Source organism: Megasphaera hominis (assembly GCF_014269395.1).
GTDB lineage: Bacteria > Bacillota > Negativicutes > Veillonellales > Megasphaeraceae > Megasphaera > Megasphaera hominis.
In genome coordinates this window covers 38,989-60,855 of the sequence record NZ_JACOGK010000017.1, presented here as the reverse complement: position 1 = coordinate 60,855, position 21,867 = coordinate 38,989, and the positions used below count along the sequence as shown (strand labels likewise).

General features: G+C 49.8%; 20 protein-coding genes and 1 other annotated feature. Of the genes, 6 read left to right on the top strand and 14 right to left on the bottom strand.

The features are described from left to right. Positions 1–221: 221 nt before the first annotated feature. From H8J70_RS06940 to trpS, 7 genes are all read right to left on the bottom strand, one after another. Entirely contained in the window at positions 222–956 is a 735-nt protein-coding gene (locus tag H8J70_RS06940) for an alpha/beta fold hydrolase (RefSeq protein WP_186503138.1), read from the bottom strand. A gap of 73 nt (positions 957–1,029) precedes the next feature. Next, on the bottom strand, positions 1,030–1,497 hold the full coding sequence (locus tag H8J70_RS06935; RefSeq protein ID WP_186503137.1) for a hypothetical protein: 468 nt from the start codon (positions 1,495–1,497) through the stop codon (positions 1,030–1,032). Between the two features lie 8 nt (positions 1,498–1,505). Next, positions 1,506–2,546: a flotillin-like protein FloA gene (gene floA / locus H8J70_RS06930; RefSeq protein WP_186503136.1), complete on the bottom strand. Its 1,041-nt coding sequence runs from the start codon at positions 2,544–2,546 to the stop codon at positions 1,506–1,508. A gap of 3 nt (positions 2,547–2,549) precedes the next feature. Beyond that, complete coding sequence (locus tag H8J70_RS06925; protein WP_186503135.1) at positions 2,550–3,797, bottom strand: NfeD family protein; 1,248 nt, start codon at positions 3,795–3,797, stop codon at positions 2,550–2,552. Between the two features lie 82 nt (positions 3,798–3,879). Further along, on the bottom strand, positions 3,880–4,290 hold the full coding sequence (locus tag H8J70_RS06920; RefSeq protein WP_186503134.1) for a hypothetical protein: 411 nt from the start codon (positions 4,288–4,290) through the stop codon (positions 3,880–3,882). Between the two features lie 451 nt (positions 4,291–4,741). Continuing rightward, positions 4,742–5,332 carry a 5'-deoxynucleotidase gene (gene yfbR, locus H8J70_RS06915; RefSeq protein WP_186503133.1) on the bottom strand — a complete coding sequence of 197 codons (591 nt, stop codon included), beginning with the start codon at positions 5,330–5,332 and terminating at the stop codon, positions 4,742–4,744. A gap of 9 nt (positions 5,333–5,341) precedes the next feature. Further along, complete coding sequence (trpS, locus tag H8J70_RS06910) at positions 5,342–6,328, bottom strand: tryptophan--tRNA ligase (RefSeq protein WP_186503132.1); 987 nt, start codon at positions 6,326–6,328, stop codon at positions 5,342–5,344. 44 nt (positions 6,329–6,372) lie between these two features. Further along, positions 6,373–6,612: a binding site (T-box leader), on the bottom strand. A 198-nt stretch (positions 6,613–6,810) separates the two neighbouring features. Here trpS and H8J70_RS12600 point away from each other — a divergent pair. The 3 genes from H8J70_RS12600 (at position 6,811) to H8J70_RS06900 (ending at position 8,488) form a co-directional block, all read left to right on the top strand. Continuing rightward, on the top strand, positions 6,811–7,323 hold the full coding sequence (locus tag H8J70_RS12600; RefSeq protein ID WP_246415296.1) for a fibronectin type III domain-containing protein: 513 nt from the start codon (positions 6,811–6,813) through the stop codon (positions 7,321–7,323). Between the two features lie 12 nt (positions 7,324–7,335). Then, complete coding sequence (locus H8J70_RS12595) at positions 7,336–8,133, top strand: metallophosphoesterase (protein WP_288201746.1); 798 nt, start codon at positions 7,336–7,338, stop codon at positions 8,131–8,133. Between the two features lie 145 nt (positions 8,134–8,278). Next, on the top strand, positions 8,279–8,488 hold the full coding sequence (locus H8J70_RS06900; protein WP_186503131.1) for a DUF1858 domain-containing protein: 210 nt from the start codon (positions 8,279–8,281) through the stop codon (positions 8,486–8,488). A gap of 311 nt (positions 8,489–8,799) precedes the next feature. Here H8J70_RS06900 and H8J70_RS06895 read toward each other — a convergent pair whose 3' ends face one another. The 6 genes from H8J70_RS06895 to ileS form a co-directional block, all read right to left on the bottom strand. Further along, positions 8,800–9,492 (bottom strand): FadR/GntR family transcriptional regulator, encoded by a 693-nt coding sequence (locus H8J70_RS06895; protein WP_186503130.1) that lies wholly within the window; start codon positions 9,490–9,492, stop codon positions 8,800–8,802. Positions 9,493–10,156: 664 nt separating this feature from the next. Continuing rightward, positions 10,157–10,999, bottom strand: a complete 843-nt coding sequence (locus H8J70_RS06890; RefSeq protein WP_186503129.1) for a class II fructose-bisphosphate aldolase — start codon at positions 10,997–10,999, stop codon at positions 10,157–10,159. Positions 11,000–11,014: 15 nt separating this feature from the next. Continuing rightward, positions 11,015–12,445, bottom strand: a complete 1,431-nt coding sequence (locus tag H8J70_RS06885; protein WP_186503128.1) for a four-carbon acid sugar kinase family protein — start codon at positions 12,443–12,445, stop codon at positions 11,015–11,017. 28 nt (positions 12,446–12,473) lie between these two features. Beyond that, positions 12,474–13,370 carry an NAD(P)-binding domain-containing protein gene (locus H8J70_RS06880; RefSeq protein WP_186503127.1) on the bottom strand — a complete coding sequence of 299 codons (897 nt, stop codon included), beginning with the start codon at positions 13,368–13,370 and terminating at the stop codon, positions 12,474–12,476. 53 nt (positions 13,371–13,423) lie between these two features. Continuing rightward, positions 13,424–14,092: a GntR family transcriptional regulator gene (locus tag H8J70_RS06875; RefSeq protein WP_186503126.1), complete on the bottom strand. Its 669-nt coding sequence runs from the start codon at positions 14,090–14,092 to the stop codon at positions 13,424–13,426. A 215-nt stretch (positions 14,093–14,307) separates the two neighbouring features. Beyond that, positions 14,308–17,115: an isoleucine--tRNA ligase gene (gene ileS, locus H8J70_RS06870; RefSeq protein WP_186503125.1), complete on the bottom strand. Its 2,808-nt coding sequence runs from the start codon at positions 17,113–17,115 to the stop codon at positions 14,308–14,310. Between the two features lie 455 nt (positions 17,116–17,570). On the opposite strand from ileS, the gene H8J70_RS06865 reads away from it, so the two are divergent. From H8J70_RS06865 to H8J70_RS06855, 3 genes are read left to right on the top strand one after another with little or no spacing between them, the layout of a single operon-like run. Then, on the top strand, positions 17,571–18,062 hold the full coding sequence (locus H8J70_RS06865; RefSeq protein WP_186503124.1) for an HD domain-containing protein: 492 nt from the start codon (positions 17,571–17,573) through the stop codon (positions 18,060–18,062). 47 nt (positions 18,063–18,109) lie between these two features. After that, positions 18,110–18,832, top strand: coding sequence for an NAD-dependent protein deacylase (locus H8J70_RS06860; protein WP_186503123.1), 723 nt, complete (start codon positions 18,110–18,112; stop codon positions 18,830–18,832). An 8-nt stretch (positions 18,833–18,840) separates the two neighbouring features. Then, a complete protein-coding gene (locus H8J70_RS06855) occupies positions 18,841–19,416 on the top strand; it encodes a flavodoxin family protein (protein WP_186503122.1) in 576 nt (191 codons plus the stop codon). Between the two features lie 66 nt (positions 19,417–19,482). Here the strand turns inward: H8J70_RS06855 and H8J70_RS06850 are convergent, their stop codons facing one another. Next, the gene (locus H8J70_RS06850) at positions 19,483–21,849 is read right to left on the bottom strand and encodes an endonuclease MutS2 (protein WP_186503121.1); all 2,367 of its coding nucleotides are present in this window, start codon (positions 21,847–21,849) and stop codon (positions 19,483–19,485) included. Positions 21,850–21,867: the final 18 nt, after the last annotated feature.

Here is a 21,867-nt window from a genome sequence, read left to right as displayed (position 1 = left end):
GTTCGATTAGAGATTTTCCTGGTTTCCATCGGACATAACCTCTATAAATATCACAATAAAAAACTACGCTTGCAGAAATCCGCATAAACTGTAAAAATACTGCTTTATGGGGAAAGGGGCTTTGCGCCCATTTTTCAAAGGTCATTCTCTAAAAAAGGAAAAAGAGCATGAAAAAAAGGAAGTGGACAAAATGCTTTCGCATTTTGTCACACTCCCATTTTTTATGCTAAAATATCTTCCAGCCACGAGATCGCATCTTGCATCATGTTCGTCGTAACGAAGTGCTTTAAGCCCGGATACGTAATATAGCGGCTACGTACGCCGGCGTATTGGTACAGCCTGTCCATATAGAAGGTTTCCGCTGCCGGATTGACCGTATCATCGTCTCCTGCCGTCAAGGCCAGGACTGAGCGGCCTGACAACTGATTTACATGCGTATAGGGATCAAAGCAGGCAATTTTTTCTTGTAATTCCGGCAGGAAATCCATAGGCTTCAGGGGCAGCTCTGCCCGCAGACGCCGCTCTGATTCATCCCACCAGCCGGACCCATTCATAGACACGGCCGTTACGACTTCAGAATACCAAGTAAGTACGCCTAAGGCCGTAAAGCCGCCTAAGGAATGTCCCATAACAGCCAACGGTACGTGAGGCTGCCAAGCCTGGGCATAGTCAATAAGCTGGCGGGCCTCTTCCAGATTACGGAAAATCGTTTCCCAAAACCGTTTATACGCCCGGGGATTTTCGTCATAATCGATCAGCCCCCGTTCGCCATGATAAATAGCTTCCGGAATCAGTACGTCATATCCATAGGCTGCCAGAATATGACCGCGCAGGGATTGCAGCTCTTTCGTGGAACTCCAGCCGTGGTAAAAAATAATGACGCCCTTTACTTTTTCATGGCCTTCAATTTTGAGACAAGGAATGTCCCCAATATATATTTTTTCTTCTGTAATCATTCACGTATCATCCTTCTGAGACAAAAATCAAATGGGCCGTGTCCTCTTTCCGGCACGGCCATTGAGAGTCGTACTATCGTTCTTTCGGTCGCATTGAGACAGGCTTTTGCAGTAATTCCGACCACACGAGGCCAGCGTAAATATCCCGGGCCGGCCCTTCAAGGCCGCTCCAATACGCAGGCTGCACCCGCTGAGGCACCACCGTTTCCGGACCTGCATCATGCTGTGAAGAAGGTAACGCTGCTGCCGCCTGGAGCTGGGCCTGCGTATACGCCGGCTGAGAAGAAGAAGTGCGGCGCCGTTCCGGTACGCTCTCCGGTTCCGGCTCCGGTGTGCGACGCTGCCACGGCCACGGCCCTTCTTCTTCGGGCTCAGTCTCATAAGGCGCCTGTGCCGGCGGCGTTTGTGGCCGGCCTGTCGTCTGAGGCGGCTTTTGTCCCGGACGGCTATGGCCGCGTGTAGGATATTTGCGTTTTTTCCGTAGCAAATCAGGCAGCGAAAGGAGTGCCATGAGCAAGATTATACCAATGATGGTTTCCATAGGCTCACCTACTTATCTGTAACCGGCGGCATAGTATGATCGTCTTTATGTGTCGTCATCGGCGCCTGGCCTTTAGGCACGCCGGCTTGGGCTACGGCGTCACGCATCTTTGTATCAGCCATAATATTGCGCATGGTGTAGTAATCCATTACGCCCAAATGACCTTCGCGGAAAGCCTGGGCCAGAGCCAGTGGTACTTCAGCCTGGGCTTCTACGACCTTAGCCTGCATTTCCTGCGTGTAAGCCTGCATTTCCTGTTCCTTGGCAACCGCCATAGCCCGGCGTTCTTCGGCTTTCGCCTGGGCAATCTGCTTATCTGCTTCAGCCTGATCGGTTTGCAGACGGGCACCGATATTACGGCCTACGTCGACGTCGGCAATATCGATGGAAAGAATTTCAAAGGCTGTCCCGGCATCAAGGCCCTTACTGAGGACGGTCTTACTGATTTCATCAGGATTTTCCAGTACCTGCGAATGATCCGAAGCAGACCCGACGCTGGTAACAATCCCTTCGCCAACACGGGCAATAATCGTCGCTTCACCGGCGCCGCCTACGAGACGGTCGATATTGGCGCGAACCGTGACGCGGGCCCGTACCTTTAATTCAATACCGTTTTTGGCGACGGCCGAAATAAATGGCGTTTCAATAACCTTCGGATTGACACTCATCTGTACGGCTTCAAGGACATCACGGCCGGCTAAATCGATGGCGCAGGCCCGTTCAAAGGTCAGGGACATCGTGGCCCGGTGCGCTGCAATGAGGGCATCGACAACGCGGTCGACGTCGCCACCGGCCAAATAATGAGCTTCAAGCTGATTGACATTGACATCGAGGCCGGCCTTGTTGGCTTTTACCAACGGCAGGATAATTTTCGACGGTACGACACGGCGCAGGCGCATACCGATAAGGTTGATAATCCCTACGGAAACACCGGCTGCCATGGCCGAAATCCAGAGACCAATAGGGACAAAATGTAAAAACAGGGAAATTACGACGATTGCCGCTACAATGATGACCAGCGGTGCCGCCAATAACGAAAGCATAGACATACGTTACCCTCCTTTATTCTGTTCCGGTACCGGTTCGACGACGACCCGTGTACCTTCCACTTCAATGACCCGTACTGCCACGCCGCGGTCGATATAGGAACCATTCGAAACGGCATCTACCCGTTCCTTACCGATGCGGACAATCCCGGCAGGACGCAAAACGGTAATCGCTGTACCCCGTTGAAACAGGTACTTGCTTTTATCTTCCTGTGACGTATATCCCTTTTCTTTCGTCGAGCGGGTAGTCAAGGCAATTTTGGCAAAAAGACGACTTTTTGGTAAATGCTTGCCAATGAAATAAAAGAGCACCATGGCAATGACAATACCACCAGCCAGAATATAACACGCCTGCACTGTAGCCCCCAGCAGCCAAAACAAGCTGCCAAATACAAACAAAATCCCCACTACGCCAAAGATACCGATGCCCGGCGTGACCAATTCCAGCCCGATGAGCAAAAGGCCGGCAAAAAAGGCACCTAACCCTTTTAGGCCATCAGCCAGCGATCCATCGCCGGAAATAAAGAGGACACCGCTGAGCAGCAGGGCTGTCAAGAGGCCTATACCGACGCCGGCCGTCTTGATCTCAATAAGCACAGCTGTCAGAATGAGGCCGATGAGGAGCATGCGCACGTATTCATTTTGCAACAGGCCGAGACCACTATCCCACCAGGTTTTATTTTCATAGTAGACCTTGGCATTACCCAGACTGAACAAATGAAGCGCATCTTCTACGGTATCAGCGGACCCTTCTGAGAGGTTCAATTCCCGCGCTTGCGTATCTGTAAGTGCTAAAATTTCACCAGCCGCCGCATAATGGGGCAGGCCGGCATTTTTATCTACCATCGCTTCGGCTACACGCGGATTATGCCCCATATCGGCAGCGGTCGTACTGAACTCTGATTTTAAAGCAGCAATATTTTTTTCCGTAGCCGGTATGGGTTCTGCCGCGCCAATACTGCTGCCCGGTGCCATAATGATGTGCCTGCAGGAAAGGGCAATGAGCGCCCCTGCTGACCAGGCCCGTGACGAAACAAAGGCAATGGTCGGGATTGATGTCCCCTGCAAGATATCACGAATACGGAGCGCACTGTCGACAAGACCGCCCTGCGTATTGATCTCTACGACAATGGCCTTGTCCTGATTTTCTTCAGCATCCTTTACGCCGCGTTGGACTAATGCAGCCTGGCCGGCATCGATTTCGCCGGAGATTGTAATGACCCGGACGGCATCTTCTGCCTGCGCTGGCTGCATGCCTGCCAGCCCGGCCCAAAAGAAGAAAATAAATAAGCATATGCCAATTAATCTGGCACGTTTCAATGGCCTCACCTCCGCGTTATGGTTTCTCCTCCCCCTTGGTCCGCCGTTCGATCCCTTTAAAATATCCTGCAGCCTGCATGGCTGCCAGCTCAGAGTCAGAAAGCGTCCGGGCTGCATGCCGTTCTGCTTCTTCCCGTGGCTGCGCCTTTACAATAGAAATTTTGTCAATGACGGCATCATACACTTCAGCTGATTTATTTTCTTTCAGCCATTCCAGCATATGTATTACCCAATCATGACAGGACCAGGACTGTTCTCCGTGGTTGTGACCGCGCAAAATCTGTATCTGTACCTTTTCCGGTATTTTGGCAATGAGCCAGTTCCACATTTCATATTGTATAAGATACTCGTATTTCGCATCGATCTCACGCAAATGTTGCCCATGTAATTCCAGTTCATAGCGGGACCAGAATAAACCAAGAGTCATTCCGATTACCTCCTAATGGTATATCCATATAGTGAATTGCACCCCGCATAACGTAAGCCGTTGGAAGCAGGGGCTTTGGGGATACGATCCGTATCCGTTTAAGAAGTTTGGTATATATCCCATAGGATTCAGGCTACCCTTATTCTTACAGGCGCATTCACTTCGCCTGTGGCGTATAGGGCACTAAGGCCCGCAACGTTGTTTTTACACAGAAGGTGCAATTCCCCATTGATGACAGCATATACTGCCTGTAGAGGTACGCTCCTTCGGCTTACATTAGATAAGGAAAAGCACAGTTCATCAAAACAAACTGTGACCTTTCCATTACCATAATTTTATACATTTTTCAATAATTCTGCAACTCCCAGGCCAGAACAAAAGGAAACAAAAAGGACAAGCCGTCCTCATGCTATATCACGCACAAAACGGCTTGCCTTTTATCATGCACATCTTACAACGTATTCATCTTATCTACAGACAGGAGGAAGCTGGGCGCATAGTCCTCAAGAAACTGGGTTACTTCCGGTAAGGGCAGGGCGCGCAGGTTAGCGCCAATCGTATCATACGCTTCATCAAATTCGCGATTGCCGGCATACTTTTCCTGCAAGCATTTTAAGTACGCACTGAGCATATCCGCAGCCTTCACATAGGGCCAGACGGGATCCTCTTCCGCCTGGCAGAGCAACGGTTCATACGCAGCCTGTAAAGAGACAGGCAGTGTTTCCAAAAGCCGTTTTTGCGCCAGCTTTTCTACTTCGCCATAGGTTTTACGCATAACAGGGCTAAAATATTTGACTGGCGTAGGCATATCGCCTGTATAGACTTCGCTGGCATCATGATACATAGCCAGGAGGACCGCCCGGCCGGCATCAACCTGATCCTCTGCTGCTGTTACACGCTGATTGTGCAAGAGACACAGGTGATAGGCAATCATAGCCGTCTGCAGGGTATGTTCCTGAATATTTTCCTCAATCGTATTGCGCATGAGGCTCCAGCGCCGGATAAAGCGCATTCTCGCGAGGATAGCAAAGAAATGGCTCATAGGGACTCCTTATTTGCGGAAGAGGCCCATAGCCTGGCAGACCTTTTCGTAGGTTACGCTGGCCTTAGCGTGGGCTTTTGCCGCACCGGCATCGAGAATACGGTCTAATTCTGGATCGCCTACGAGTTCCTGGTAGCGGTTCTGAATCGGTTCGAGAACAGAAATGACCGCATCAGCTACGTCCTTCTTGAAGACGCCATAGCCTTTGCCTGCATAGGCGGCTTCAATTTCTTCGTGTGTCTTGTCCGTCACAGCCGAGAGGATTTCGATAAGGTTAGAAATGCCTGGCTGGCAATCGATATCGTAGCGTACTGTGTTTTCGCTGTCTGTCTGGGCCCGTTTGATTTTCTTTTCGATGTCCTTCGGGTTGTCGAGGAGATAAATGGTCGCTGTCGTATTATCGTCAGATTTACTCATTTTTTTCGTCGGTTCCTGGAGGCTCATGACACGCGTACCGTCGTGGCCTAAGAGAATCTGGGGAATGGTGAATACTTCGCCATAAAGACGGTTAAAGCGCTGGGCCAGGTCACGCGTAATTTCCATATGCTGTTTCTGGTCATCACCGACAGGAACGTAGTTGGTCTGATACAAGAGGATATCCGCAGCCATGAGAGGCGGATAGGTCAGAAGGCCTGCCGGAATGGAGTCGCCCCGCTTAGAAGCCTTATCCTTGTACTGGGTCATGCGTTCCAGTTCGCCCACATAAGAGAGGGTCGTCATGATCCAGCCGAGCTGGGCATGTTCCGGTACTTCCGACTGCACGAAGAGCGTCGCTTTTTCCGGATCGAGACCGGCCGCCAAATAGATTGCCGCCAGCTCGCGCGTACGCTGATGCAGGAGTTTCGGGTCCTGCGGTACGGTGATGGCATGCTGGTTTACAACGCAATAATAGCATTCGTTGTCATGCTGTACTTTCGTGAAATTGCGCAGGGCGCCTAAGTAATTACCTAATGTAAGATTACCACTCGGCTGAATGCCGGAAAAAATAATAGACATAGTCTGTTCCTCCTAGATATAAAAAAAGCCTTCCATCCCCTATCATAAGGGACGAAAGGAAAGTAGGTTCCGCGGTACCACCCTGGTTGGCTAAATGCCCGGCTCTGCAATGCACATCATATGCACTCTTTCGTGGTAACGGTGAAAGCTCCGGCCTATCTTACTCGCTTCAGACGGCATCTCCCGGGCCCATTCGCTTTTCCGCCTCTTACCGGTCTTGCACCACCACCGGCTCGCTGAAAAGGGTTTTGAAAAAGGTACTTGCTCCCGTTCATAGACTGTATCTCTTTGTACAGGTGTAATTGTATATCCTCTCACAGGCCTTGTCAATATATGACACAGAAATCACTGCCTTCAAGGGGATACCTTCCTCTAAAAGTCATATTTTTCCCTGCCAATACTTGACTTAAAGCACACTTCAGGTCCTATAATAGATATTATTATTTCTTTATGTTTAAAAGGATATAGAGGGGGCCTTTTATTTGGAACCTATTTCACGCAGAACATTTTTAAAGCTCGCCGGCCTGGCCGCTATCGGTGTTGCCGGCGGTTTAGCATATGAATTTATTCCCGGCGCCAAAACCGTGACCCATCAGGCTGTGCGCTCGACCAAGGCGGCGGCTGCCCATTATGAGCTCACGAGCGATGTGGACATGCTCCATTTGTGGCAGGTCATTACGGCAGACAGCCGTACGTCACGTACCATTTCCTGGCAATCAGCCCTTTCTGAGGAAGAAGCGGTTGTCGAATACCGCCTAAAGGATGCTGAAGATGCCTTTGTCATTTCTGCCGGCAATGAAACTTTTACGGACGACGATACGACGACGTACCTCCACACAGCGACAATCCAGGATTTAAAGCCCGGTACGGCGTATGAGTACCGCATTGGTTACGGCGACAAACGGAGTGACTGGTATCCGCTTCACACGGCAGAGGGCAGCGATTTTAAGGCCCTCATCTTCCCCGATTCCCAGTCCAGTGACTACTCCGTCTGACGTGATACGGCCGTGCCGGCGTATGAACGCAACCAAGACGCCCAGTTCTACATCAACATGGGCGACCTCGTCGATAACGGCCAGGACCACTATCAGTGGAGCGCCTGGTTCGGTGCCATTGAAAAGATGGCCAGTACCATTCCGATTGCACCCATTCCGGGCAATCACGAAACGTACAACCGCGACTGGAAGGTCCGCTTCCCCGAAGCCTACGTACATTACTTCTCCTTGCCCGATAACGGCCTGAAGAAATACAAGAACCAGTTCTATACCTTCGATTACGGCGACATCCACTTTATCTGCCTGGACACGCAGTTTACGGAAATGGAACAGTTCCAGCCGTCCCTGGAAGCCGACGAAGTGGCCTGGCTTACGGACGACGCTGCTAAGACGGACAAGAAATGGAAAATCATCATCATGCACAAGGATCCTCTGCAATACGCCTTCAATCCGGCTGTACGTAGTGGCGACCGGCAAAACGGCTTTTCTGCTGAAGGGGAAACGTTCATGCCTATTTTCGACCAAATCGGCGTCGACGTCGTCTTGTCGGCCCATCTCCACACGTACCGTAACCGCGGCCACATCCGCCAGTTTAAGCGCGATCCCGCAGGTCCGCTCTACATCCTCACGGGCGTTGCCGGCAACGTACGGTATCCCAGCCTCTGGGCCACCCATCCCTTAGACGAATACGTACCACCCCAGCCGGAAACAGACAATTACATGGTCATGGAAGCAACGAAAAATAAGCTTACCTTCCAGTGCTTCCTGCCTGACGGTACCCTTCTCGATACGGCAAGTGTCGAAAAATAACGTCTTTTCCCTTAAGAGGACAAAAAACGTAAACTTTCTTCATTTTTCGTTGCAAATGGCACTAGTCAAGCGAAATAAGTATGATATAATAAACTCAAGTCCGGAGATTAACGTCCGGAACTGTATTTCGTAGGGAGGAATCAAAATGCCAGCTATTACTAAAGATACAGGTATTATTGCTGCTGTCCAGAAATATCCGCAGATCGTTCAGATCTTCCAGGCTTATGGTCTGGGCTGCATTGGCTGCATGGCCGCTCATTTCGAAACTATCGGCGAAGGTGCCGGTGCACACGGAATTGACGTAGATGCCTTAGTTGCCGATCTCAATGAATGCATTGCTGACAGCAATAACTAATGAACATATAAAAAGGCCAGCCTGTTATAGGCTGGCTTTTTTATATACTATAGCAAGAGGTATCTCTATATAACGAAAAAGACTCCGGCGTGGCTTCCGGAGTCTTTTTCTCTTGTGGATGTGGCTATTATTTGTATTGGTGGCAAACATGCTCACATTAGTTGGACATGATGAAGTTGTTCAACTAATTTGGATATTATATGCTTACTTGTTTCTTCTGTCAAGGAAATTTCCAAACCTTTAGAAAGATAAATTCAAAAAAAAGAATACCTCTGCCACAAAGGGTGGAAGTATTCTCTCTATCGTTCACATTATATATCAAAATGATTTTTAGTAATACCATGCTGCATATGGATTCGCATGGCATCACGCGCTCCAATCGGATCGCGGCGTTCCAAAAATTCTGCTACTAACAGATGATCCGTTATGGTGCTTTCGCCGGCTTGTACATACTGATCGTAATAGGATACATCCTGGGCTATGATGCGGTACAAAATAGGAATCATCTTTTCCAGATAGCGGTTGTGCGCAGCCTGGATAATGGCTGCATGAAACGCTTTATCCGCTTCCGTGCGGTCTTCACGGTTACGGATTTTTTTTTCAACTTCGTGACCTAATTCTACGATACGCTTAATTTCCCGCTCGCTGCCCCGTTTGGCCGCCAAATAGGCAGCTGCCGGTTCCAGAATGAGCCGCATTTCATTTAATTCATTAAAGTCGTGTACGTCCAATTCCATCTCCGAAAAGGGATTGATCCGTTTTTCCAAATCCTTTTTTTTGACAGCGTCGGTAACAAAGGTACCGCTGCCCCGACGGATATGTAAAATGCCATAGGCACTGAGAATACGGATTGCTTCGCGCAACGTATTGCGGCTAATATGGAGTTCCCTGGAAAAATCGTTTTCATTGGGCAGCCGGTCGCCTGCATGGAAGCGTTTTTCTTCCGTAATCATGGCTAAAATTTGATCGGCTATATCTTGTGCTAAAATACGGTTTTCTGCCATATGCCTCTCCTTTTTCTCCTCTGTGATCGTTGCAGTTGTTAGTGTTCCAGTACCTCTGCATACGACCCGCCATCTGGCGGGGTGTAGCCTAGGAGCCACACGGACAAAATAAAAACTGCCGTTGCACTAACGCAGCGGCAGTTTCTATGCCTCTTTCTGTATCATCTCTACAAACAAATTATTCAAAATAAATGACGGCAGCTGCAAGGCTAATGATAACCACAGTTGTTAACAGCGGAATAGCGTTTTTAATTCTATTCATAATGATGCCCTCCCCTCCAGTTGGTTCTCAGCGTTGTTCATCGTTCGTTTTGTTAAAACGGGGGGCAGAACCAATACTGTCAGAGCTACTCGCAGAGTACGGTAAGGCAGAGTCTCCTTTTGACTTCTCGCTCGCAATGCTAGGGAATCGTTTTTGTATAATACTAGGACACTAACAATGTTACATTAAGTACGTACTTAATGATCACACTGGTTTCTTTATATTTTTATTATATAACATATTTAAAAAATGTCAATCAGGAATGTGTGTCATGCATACAAAACATAAATAAATCATTTCTTATATCAAAAATGCAATGATCGCCTTTTAGACACAAAAAATACGCACGACACCCGATTCTTCCCTTATCCGGTGTCGTGCGTAAGCGCAGTCATCAGTTACTCACTGCTGGCTGCATAAATGTATATATTTTTTTACTACCTGGGCCATAGCTGCTTCAGCGGCCTTGGTCATGGTTTCAAACCGCGTATTCGGATCCTTATGTTCTGCCAGGAACACACGCGCAGCCTGAATGCCTGCAGTAGACACTTCCGTATTGATGTTGATCTTGCGGATGCCCCGGCCAATGGCCTCTTGCAGTAAGGGGAACGGAATTCCGGAGCTGCCATGAAGCACCAAGGGAATATCCGTAGCGGCTTCAATCTCAGAAAGGCGTTCCAAATCGAGTGTCGGTGTTCCTTTATAAATACCGTGGGCATTGCCAATAGCAATTGCCAATGCATCTATACCGCTTTCCAACGCATACTGCTGTGCCGCTGCAACGGTCGTATACCCTTGTGGTCCTTGCACTACACCACTGCCGTCTTCTTCATTCATGTAGCCCAGTTCCCCTTCTACACTGACATCCAAGGCATGGGCCAGGGAGACAATATGGCGGGACAGGGAAATATTTTCCTGAAGCGGACGGGCTGACGCATCAAACATGACGGAAGTAAAGCCAGCCCGCAGGGCACGAAGAATATTCTTTTCATTGCGGCAATGGTCCAAATGCAAGACGACAGGCAAAGACGCATCACGTACATAAGACAAAATGAGCGCTGCAGCTGCTTCAATAGGCATATGGCTGTCATAGGACTCACCAAACGAGATAATAACCGGCGTCTGGGTTTCTTGCGCCCCCTGCCAGACAGCTTGTACCGATTCTACGTTATACACGTTAAAAGAAGGTACAGCAATCTTCCTTTCCTCTGCATATTGCAGCATTTGTTTAAGATTGATCAGCATAGACTAACTCCTGTCTCAGGCATTCATCATAGCAACGACGTCACGCAGCGTCGTTACTTCGCCTACATTGCCCGGGAATACAACATAGCTCATACCCGGGAACTTGCTTTCACTGCCGGCTTTCCAGGCAGGAATCCCCGGAGCAACCTGGCCCAGAACCAGGGCTTTTTTAATATGCAGGCCCTTGGTAGCTACGTCACTGGACGTGATACCGCCTTTAGAAATGATAAATTTCGGCTGAATCGTCAGACGGTTGACAATCTGTACGAGGGCATCAGAAATCTTAACGGAAACGCGCAGCGAATCTTCTTTCGTATCCATCTTTAACAGCTTACGGCCTGTCATAACGGCTGTCGTTACGCCATGTTTAATATTATCTTCCGTCTTTTTAATAACCCGTTCGATTTCAGCTTCCAGTTTTTCATCCGATTCCAGAACCATGAGGTGATTGAATTCGATGAATTCAATGCTATCCAGTTCCTGCAGCTTTTCCAGCTGCTGAGTCGTCTTCTTTACATGGGAGCCAATGATGATGAGACCGCCGTTCGTATTGCCTTTGACGACCAATTCATCTTTCGTCAGCAATTCTTTATCGGACACGCCGCCCAATACCTTCGTCAGTGCAGCTGCCGAACGGAACATGAAATGACGGCCTTCACGCATGGCTTTCAGCAAAGCCAGCGCAAATACTTTTACGTCGATATAATCGGTGCAGTTGACGATTACTTTGTTGAAGTCATGAACGGCAACCAACTGCTGAGCAATAGCATCGACATTACCGGCCCGCAGATCTTCTAAAGAAATGCAGGTTACGCTGTCTGCTTTAAAGGCGCCGCCCGTTTTTTCTTCAATGTATTCAGGCATCGTAGCCGCTTTATAGCCAAAGGTGCTGTCTTGGGCAAATTCCGTTTCGTTAGCCGGAACGAGGTATTCCCCTTCCTGTACATAGTGAACGTTGCCAATGGTAAAGCGGCCGCCTTCTTTAAAGAACGGCATGAGTACTTCCCCATCGATGACGGGAGCTCCGTTGGTTTCGAGCGTTTCTTTCAGGGTTTTCGTTTCCAGCGGATAGTGCCCGCGCAGTGTAGAGTCGCTGCGGCTGATGATGATGAAATCTTTACCCGTTGCTTTGGCTACGTCGGACACGCGTTTGGCAATATCTGTATGTACCTGGCGCGTATAGTCCTGGGTAAACGCACGGGAATTGGTGAGCACATAAAATTCCGAATTTTCTTCGTTAAAGCCCTGGGTCAGCGTGTCTTCCGTCCATTCTGTATATACAGAAATGTCGTGAACCGTCTGCGTACCTGTCGGATCATCATCGAGCACAACGATTTTTTTATTGAATTCCTTTAATTCCTTCAGGAGTTCCTGACTGATTTTTTCTTCATCTACCTGTACTTTCGGCAAGGACTGAAATAATTCAGCCTTTAATACTTTTGCCATGCTGTTTGTCTCCCCTTTCGCTCAGGTCTTATTTTTCGTTGGTCTTTACGGTAACGCCGGAAATCTGTTCGTAGAACTGTACATAGCCGGCATGATCGTCCATGACATGGCCAGACTGTTTAAGGCTGAGCTGGATCTGCTGTACAATGCTGGAAAGGAGGAGAGGTACCTGGAGGTCACGGGCTGTATTCATGACGTTTGTAATATCCTTCAGGTTAACCTTGATCGTACCGCCAGCGCGGAAGTCACGGTTGAACATTTTCGGAGCTTTCGTTTCCAATACGGTGCTGCCTGCTAAGCCGCAACGAACAGCTTCAAAAACTTTTTTCGGATCGGCGCCGGCTTTTTGTGCCAGAACGAGTGCTTCAGCAACGGCGCAAATGTTGACGTTAACCATGATCTGGTTAGCCAGTTTAGTAACGGAGCCGCTGCCTGTCGGGCCGACGACGAGCCAGCTCGAACCCATAGCTTCAAAGGCTTCTTTGATCTTTTCGGCTGCTTTTTCGTCGCCACCGATCATGAAAGCCAGGGTACCGTTAATAGCGCCTTCTTCGCCACCGCTTACAGGCGCATCGAGGAAGGGGCAATTTTTGGCAGCTGCCAAATCGCGGCACTGCTGGGATTCAATAGGAGATACGGAGCTGCTGTCTACGACTACCGTACCGGCATCGACACCGGCGAGGATGCCGTCTTCAGCCGTAAGTACGCTCTGTACGATAGCAGCCGTCGGCAAAATCGTGAAGACAGCGTCTTTACCGGCTGCCAATTCTTTCAGCGATGCAGCCGATTTACCACCTGCAGCAACGACTTCATCAACTAATTCCTGTTTCAAATCCGATACGGTTACTTCAATGCCTGCTTTCAGCATGTTCATAACCATCGGTTTACCCATAACACCTAATCCTACAAAGCCAACTTTTAACATACTCGTTTCCTCCTTTAATATAACTACATGTAAAAATAAATACCACTCTTACTTTACGCGTCTTCGAGACCACTTTCAGCATGAAGAATCTGCCGTGTTACTTGCATGTGATATTCAAAAGCATGTACGGCTTCCTCTTCTTCTCCTGTCGCCAACGCAGAAAGGATTCTTTCGTGCTCTTCAACAGCCTGATCCATACGCGATTGTTCCTGTAACGAATGTACTGTTGCCTGTGCCTGCTTCGTCTGTATCATATCCGAAACCTGCATCAAATACGGATTATTCGTGAATTGAACGAGTAAACGGTGAAAAGATACATCGGCTTGGGTAAACAAATAGTGATTTTTTTTGCCTGCCTTGATTTTTTTCATATCTTCTACTGTTTTCTGTAACTGCCGTCTTGTGTCTTGTGCCGGAGCACTAGCGTATTGGCGCGCCAATAACCGGACGCCAAAGCCTTCGATAGCCAGACGTGCCTGGATAATTTCCTCTATATCGGCAGCGCAAATATCTTTGACGCCAAAGCCACGGTTGCTGTATACCTCTACCAGATTTTCATGGCGTAGCAACTGGATGGCTTCACGGACAGGCGTCCGCGATACGTGCAGCGTATCGGCAATCATCTGTTCCGAATAGACCATACCAGGCTGAAGCTTGCCTTCGACAACGCCTTTTTTTAAGTATTCATAGACTTGTTCCTTAATTGAAATTCTGGTAATCACGACTTCCTCCTGCAACTCACCTTCTTAATATACAGTACTTGTATGTAGCATACTACTCCATTGCAATAGTGTCAATACATTTAGAAATATTCATCATACATATTTGTTACTATGGTTACAAATATATAAACTAAATGCATATATAAAAAAAGAGTACTGCAGAAAAAACGCTGCAGTACTCTTTAGCACATGGGGATACCCCCAATATAGTATTGTTATTTAAGAACCGATGCACAACGGGCACACAGTGTCGGATGATCGGCATCCGTGCCAACGGTGGCGTCATGACGCCAGCAACGTTCGCATTTTTCGCTAGCCGACGGAGCGACGACGGCCTTCATCTGCGGATGGTCTTCGCCTGCTTCAGCTTCAGCCGGAGCATCACCCTGCACCAGGGTAACTTCACTGACGATGAGGAGTGTAGCAAGCTTATCCTGAACCGCTGCCAGGAAGTCATAATCTTCACCGCTAGCGTAAATGGTAACAGCCGCATCAAGAGGATGACCGATAAGGTGGGCTTTACGCGCATTTTCGAGGACCCGCATGAGGTCGCTGCGGTAGGAAAGGAGCTGACGCCAATGTTCGTCCAAAGCGGCGTTCAGGTATTCCGGATGAGCCTGGGGCCAATCCGTGAGAAGGACGCTTTCTTCCTTGCCTGTGACAGCCGGCATGTTCTGCCATACTTCTTCTGCCGTAAAGGAAAGAACCGGCGCGATAATCTTGACCAGTGTATCGAGAATCTGATACATGGCGGTCTGGGCGCTGCGGCGGCTGAGGGCATCCGTCTTTTCCGTATAGAGGCGGTCTTTAATGATATCCAGGTAGATAGCACTCAGATCAACAGTGCAGAAGTTGTGAATAGCGTGATACATAACGTGGAACTGATAGTTTTCATAGGCATCTGTGACAGTTTCAAAGACCTGTTCCAGGCGCAGGAGTGCCCATTTATCGAGTTCCGTCATATTTTCATAGGCTACAGCATCGGTTTCAGGATTGAAATCGGCCAGGTTGCCCAAGAGGTAACGGAAGGTATTACGGATCTTGCGGTATACGTCGGAAAGCTGTTTCAGGATCTTCGGCGACAGGCGGATATCACCCTGATAGTCAGCCGAGGAAACCCAGAGACGCATGACGTCGGCACCGTACTGATCAATAACTTCCTGCGGTGCTACCGTATTGCCTACGGATTTACTCATCTTACGGCCTTCGCCATCTACAGTGAAGCCGTGGGTCAGTACCTGACGGTACGGTGCAATGCCATTGATGGCAACAGACGTGAGAAGGGAGCTGTTGAACCAGCCGCGATGCTGGTCAGAGCCTTCGAGATACATATCGACAGGGTAGCCCGAATCAGGATCATTCTTCATAACGCCCTGGTGCGTGCAGCCGCTATCGAACCAAACATCCATCGTATCCGTTTCTTTTGTAAATTCTGTACCGCCGCAGTGCGGGCACTTGTAGCCTTCCGGCAGGAGTTCCTTTACGTCGTGCATCCACCACGTGTTGGAGCCTTCCTTGGCAAACATTTCCTGCAGGTGCTGGATCGTTTCGTCATTGATGATGTGTTCGCCACAATCCTTGCAGTAGAAAATAGGAATCGGCACACCCCAGACACGCTGACGGGAAATGCACCAGTCACCGCGGTCACGGATCATATTGTAAATACGGTCGTGGCCCCAGGCCGGGATCCAGCGGACTTTATCGATCGCGTCCAGTGCTTCCTGGCGGAAACCATCGACAGAAGCAAACCACTGTTCCGTAGCACGGTAGAGAATCGGTTCCTTACAACGCCAGCAATGCGGATACTGATGGCGCATGGAAGCTTTGGCAAAGAGCCAGCCTTCTTCAGCCAGTCGTTTCAGAATAGGCACATTGGCATCGAAGACGAACATGCCCTGGTAATCAGGAATGACCTTCGTGTAGCAGCCACGGGAGTCCGTCGTACCCATCGGTTTGAGGCCCCAAGCCGCATATTTCTTGCAGACGTTGAAGTCATCTTCGCCGTGGTCAGGAGCCGTGTGGACGACACCGGTACCACTTTCCAGGGTGACGTGGTCGCCGCAGACGACGGGGAGCTTACGATCCGGGTAGAAGGGGTGCTGGAAGACCAGGCCTTCGAGCTGGCTGCCCTTCATGACGTCCGGCAATACTTCGTAATCTTCTACCTTGCCGGCAGCCATAGCAGATGCTACCAGTTCTTTAGCCATGAGCATGTACTGATCGCCAACCTTGACCCATACATAGTCGATGTCCGGGCCGACGCACAAACACATGATAGTCGGTACGGTCCAGGGCGTCGTCGTCCAGATGAGGGCCGAAACCTTTTCGGGATCGGCGCCGGCCGGCATGTGGCTGCCCTTGTCATTGCCCAGGTCATGAGCCGGGTACCGGACATAGAGGGAGAAGGATTTATCGTCCTTGTATTCGATTTCTGCGTCAGCCAGGGCTGTTTCGCAGTGCGGGCACCAGTAGACTGTTTTCAGTCCCTTGTAAATATAGCCCTTTTTAGCCATTTCGCCAAAGACGCCGATCTGAGCGACTTCAACGGGCTTCTGCAGTGTCAGATAGGGATGTTCCCAATCGCCGAGGACGCCGAAGCGGATGAAATCCTTTTTCTGCATTTCTACATTTTCTAAAGCGTATTCGCGGCATTTGGCACGCAGATCGAGCGGCGCAATTTCATGACGGTTGAGGCCCGTAGCCTTGATGACGGCATGTTCGATCGGCAGGCCGTGCGTATCCCAGCCAGGGATGTATTTCGTATAATGACCGGTCTGGGTCTTATATTTTAAGATGATATCTTTCAGCACCTTATTCAGGGCATGACCGATATGGAGTTTACCATTGGCATACGGAGGACCGTCGTGCAAAATAAATTTTTTGCAGCCCTTTCTTTTTTCCAGTCTTTTTTCATAGATCTTATTTTCCGTCCAGAATGCAAGCATATCCGGTTCGCGTTTCGGCAAATTGCCACGCATAGGAAATTCGGTTTCTGGTAAATGCAGCGTCTTACCGTAATCCATTGTTGTTCCTCCTTTTAAAGTAAAAAAATAACGCCTTCCATCCCCCAAAGGGACGAAGACGTAATCACCGTGGTACCACCCTATTGACTGCCTCGCAGCCACTTTATTGCGTCATAACGGTGCAACCCGGCAGCCGGTACGCGGCTGCTGCTCCCAAGTGATCCGCCTGCATACGGTCTTTCCCGGGCTCACACTTTCCCCGGTTCGCTGAAAAGACTGACGACGCAGGCCGTCTTGTTCCTGGCATTTTAGCTTATTACTTTTATATACTTTATACTTTGTATATACGGGTATTTTAAAGGTTTGTTATCTATTTGTCAAGAGAATCACGGCCTGATCCGTCCCGGACTACCTGCCGGACTGGGATGGCTGCCTCTTCTCTTGTACGTCCAAAGAGGATTATTGTATAATATAAGCATATACTGTACTTTACATAAAAGAAAGGTGGTTTACCTATGAACATCCCTCAGCTCATACAACGGGCCGTCGCCTATGATCGCGGCGATGCCCGGCGCATCCAGCACTTCCTTAAGGTCTATACCTATGCCGACCTCATTGGCCGTCTGGAACAACTGCCGGCAGAAACGCAGGAAATTCTCACTGTAGCCGCCGTTCTGCACGATATTGGCATTCACGCAGCAGAAGAAAAATACGGCAGTCCTTCCGGCAAGTATCAGGAACTGGAGGGCCCGGCCATTGCCAAAGAGATTCTCGACCAGATGCAGTGCCCGCCAGCCTTGACAGAACGCGTATGCTGGCTCATAGCCCATCATCATACGTATACCAGTGTCGACGGTGCCGATTACCAGATTCTGTTAGAAGCCGATTTCCTGGTTAATGCCTACGAGGACAGTCTCGACAAGAAGGCCATCACTACCTTCCGCGATAAAATTTTCCGTACCAAGAGTGGCATAGACCTCCTCAACACGACCTTTGCTTTATCATAGGCGGCACCTATGCCGCATCACGCCTGCAGTTGAAAGGAGCTGGTAACATGGCAGACATAGATACATTTCTCGATCTCGTAAAACACTCAGACAACATCGTTTTCTTCGGTGGTGCCGGCGTCTCTACGGAAAGTGGTATTCCCGATTTCCGCAGCACAGACGGCCTCTATCATCAGCATTACAAATATCCGCCGGAAACGATGCTCAGCCACACCTTTTACGAACAACATATGGATGAATTTTACCGTTTCTACCGGGACAAGATGCTGGCCTTAGACGCCCAGCCCAACATGGCCCACATCAAACTGGCCGAGCTGGAACAGGCCGGCAAATTAAAAGCCATCGTCACCCAAAATATTGACGGCCTCCATCAAAAAGCCGGCAGTAAAAATGTCCTGGAGCTGCACGGCAGCGTACATCGTAACTACTGTCAGCATTGCCACAAGCTCTTTTCGGCAGAATACATCAAAAATTCAACGGGTATTCCCCACTGTGACGATTGTGGCGGCACGATCAAGCCGGACGTCGTCCTCTACGAAGAAGGCCTTGATAACGATACAGTCCAGCAGGCGCTCTACTACATCAGCCACGCAGATATGCTGATCATCGGTGGCACGAGCCTCGTTGTCTATCCGGCAGCCGGTCTAATCAATTATTATCACGGCCACAAGCTGGTCCTCATCAACAAATCGTCCACTGATATGGATAGCCGGGCAGATCTGGTCCTGCACGAACCGATCGGCCAGGTATTCGCCAAAATCACGCTTTAGGAGGCTCTATGAAGATCACGATTCTCATGGGCAGTCCCCGCAAACATGGTAACACGGCCCAATGTCTGGAACCTTTCTGTGACGAGCTGCAAACGCTGGGCCATACGTATACCCTGCACTATTTATACGAAAAGAAAATCGACCCGTGCTACGCCTGCCGGGCCTGTCAAAAGGATTGGCAGCACTTTGCCTGCGTGCGCCACGACGACCTGGCGCCCATTGCCGAAGACGTCCTGGCAGCAGACCTGCTGGTCCTGGCTACGCCCATTTATTCGTGGTACTGTACGGGGCCTATGAAAAATGTCCTGGACCGCTTCGTCTACGGCTTCAACAAATATTACGGCGATGACGTCGGTCCGGCCCTTTGGGCCGGCAAGAAGCTGGCCCTTTTCGTCACCTGCGGCTACAAGCCGGAAAAAGGGGCTGACCTCTTTGAAGAAGGCATCAAACGCTACTGTAAGCACTCAAAGCTCACATACCTTTCCATGTTTACGGAACGCCACTTGGGCTATAAGACGGTCTTTATGGATGAAAATAAAGCAGAGCACGCCCGGGAATTTGCCCGTCAGATTACAAGCGAATAAGGGGAAAATAGTACTGTTTTACAAAAAACGCTGCCTTAACAGGCAGCGTTTTTTTGTAAACAAGGTTTAGAAATATACTAACGTAACACCGTCGCCGCCGTTTTGCGCATCATCCAGGCGGTACGACGTAACAAAGGGCTGGCGGTCCAAAAAGGCATGGATGGCCTTACGCAGGGCACCGCTTCCCTTACCATGGATGATGCGGACAGGGCTGAAGCCGGCCGCCAAGGCCTGGTCAAGGAAGCGTTCAACCACCGGCATGGCTTCGGCACCGGTCATACCGATGACGTTGACTTCCGTTGCTACGGCGCCGGTACGGATGGGCCGGTATGACGAACGAGTAGCTTCTTTCTTTTCGGCCTGCTTTTCCTGCTTGATTTCCGATAAGTAGGGAGCGCTAATATCCGAGGCCTTGACGCGGACCGTCATGCCCCGTACGGAAACAGTCAGTTTCTTACAGTTGATTTCCGTCACCGTCCCCAGGCCGGACAAGGAATTGACGTACACCTGCTGGCCTGCTTTTAAGCGGGCCAGATCGACGGGATCCCGCTTTTCCACCTGTGCTTCCGGCAAGGAAATCTGCTGAATGGCACGGCGGGCCTGTTCGATAGCCTTAGTCCGTTCTTTTTCCGTCAGCTTTTCCTTCGTCTGTTCCTTTAATTCGCGGATGATCTTTTCTGCTTCGAGCCGCAGGCCCCGCTTGAGATCGACGGCTTCACGGCGGCTCGAGTCGATGATATCCTGCCGTTTTTCCCTGACTTTTTCGTTTTCCTTGCGCAGCTCGTCTTCCAGGCGCCGTGTTTCCTGCAGGCGTTTTTCCAATTCCGCCTGTTCTTCGTCCACTTGCTTAACCTGGTTGTTAAGCTTCGTCAGGATAGCTTCCATATTCACGTCCTGTGCTTTGCTACGCAGGTCTCGTGCCTTTTCAAGGACATTCTTGGGCATGCCCAAACGTTCACTGATACTGAAAGCATGAGAGCTGCCAGCTGAGCCGATGCGCAGTTTATACGTCGGTTTGAGCGTTTCCACATCAAACTCAACGTGGGCATTTTCTATGCCTTCCGTACGATAGGCATAGTTTTTCAGGTCGTTGTAATGGGTTGTCACCATGACATAAGCCCCTTTTTGGTACAGCTCCTCCAAAATGGCAATGGCAATGGCACTGCCTTCTGCCGGATCGGTACCGGAGCCCAATTCGTCTGCCAGGATCAGATCGTTAGCCGAGCAGTGCTTGATGATATAAATGAGCTGCTTCATGTGACCTGAAAACGTACTGAGATTTTGGGAAATATTCTGTTCATCGCCAATATCAGCCAGAACATCGCGGAATACGGGCAATTCCGATCCTTCCGTTACAGGCAAAAAGAGGCCGGCCTGATGCATGAGAACCAGAAGGCCCAGCGTTTTCATAGAGACCGTCTTGCCCCCCGTGTTCGAGCCTGTAATGAGGAGAATGCGGTAGTCGCCACCCAGGACGATCGTGTTCGGCACGACAACCTTCGGGTCGATGAGCGGATGACGGGCTTGCAGCAGCCGTACCAGTCCGCTCTTCGATATATCCGGCCGGCAGGCTTTCATCTGCTGTGCCAGCTGAGCCTTGGCAAAGATAAATTCCAGCTGTCCCGTACACAGGGTGCTCTCATAGAGATCCGTATATTTTTCCCGCACCTGCGTAGTCAGACGGCGGAAGATCTTTTCGATTTCCCGCGTTTCGCCAATACGGGCTGCCTGCAGGTCATTATTGGCATTAACGATGGCCATAGGTTCAATATAGAGCGTCGAGCCACTGGCCGATGTATCATGGACAATGCCGGGAAAAGCATGGCGGTACTCCTGCTTGACGGGAATGACGTAGCGGTTGTTACGAATCGTAATGAGGACGTCCTGAAAATATTTCTGATATTCTTTACTCTGGAGAACGCTCTGCATGTACCGCTTCGTCTGCCGTTCGAGCTCCATAATCCGGTTGCGCAGGCGCAGCAGCTCTGGTGAGGCATTGTCGCGTATTTGATGGTTCTGGTCAAAAACCTGGGCCATCTTATGGCTGAGGAAAGAAAACTCGCCAATACTCTGGGCCTGTTCATACAAGTGGGGATAGAGGTCCTTCCGGTCTGCAAAATAAGCCTGTACCGCACTGTAGCGTTCCATATTATTCCAAATATCGACACATTCCTGCCCGTCAAGGGTTACTTCCCGTTTAGCCTTTTCCAGGGCCGGACGAATATCCGTGATGCCGCCAAAGGGCGTAGAAACTTCCCGCTGCAGGCAGAGGTATGCTTCTTCCGTATCGTTCAGCATCTGACGGATTTCCGTTTCATCACTGCTCGGCCGCAGGCGCCGGGCAATTTCCTTGGATAACCGCGACGGTGTCAATTGTACGAGCATATTCTGGACCTGATAAAACCCTAAAATCCGCATACTACGTTTATTCATTACTCTTTGCTCCTTGTT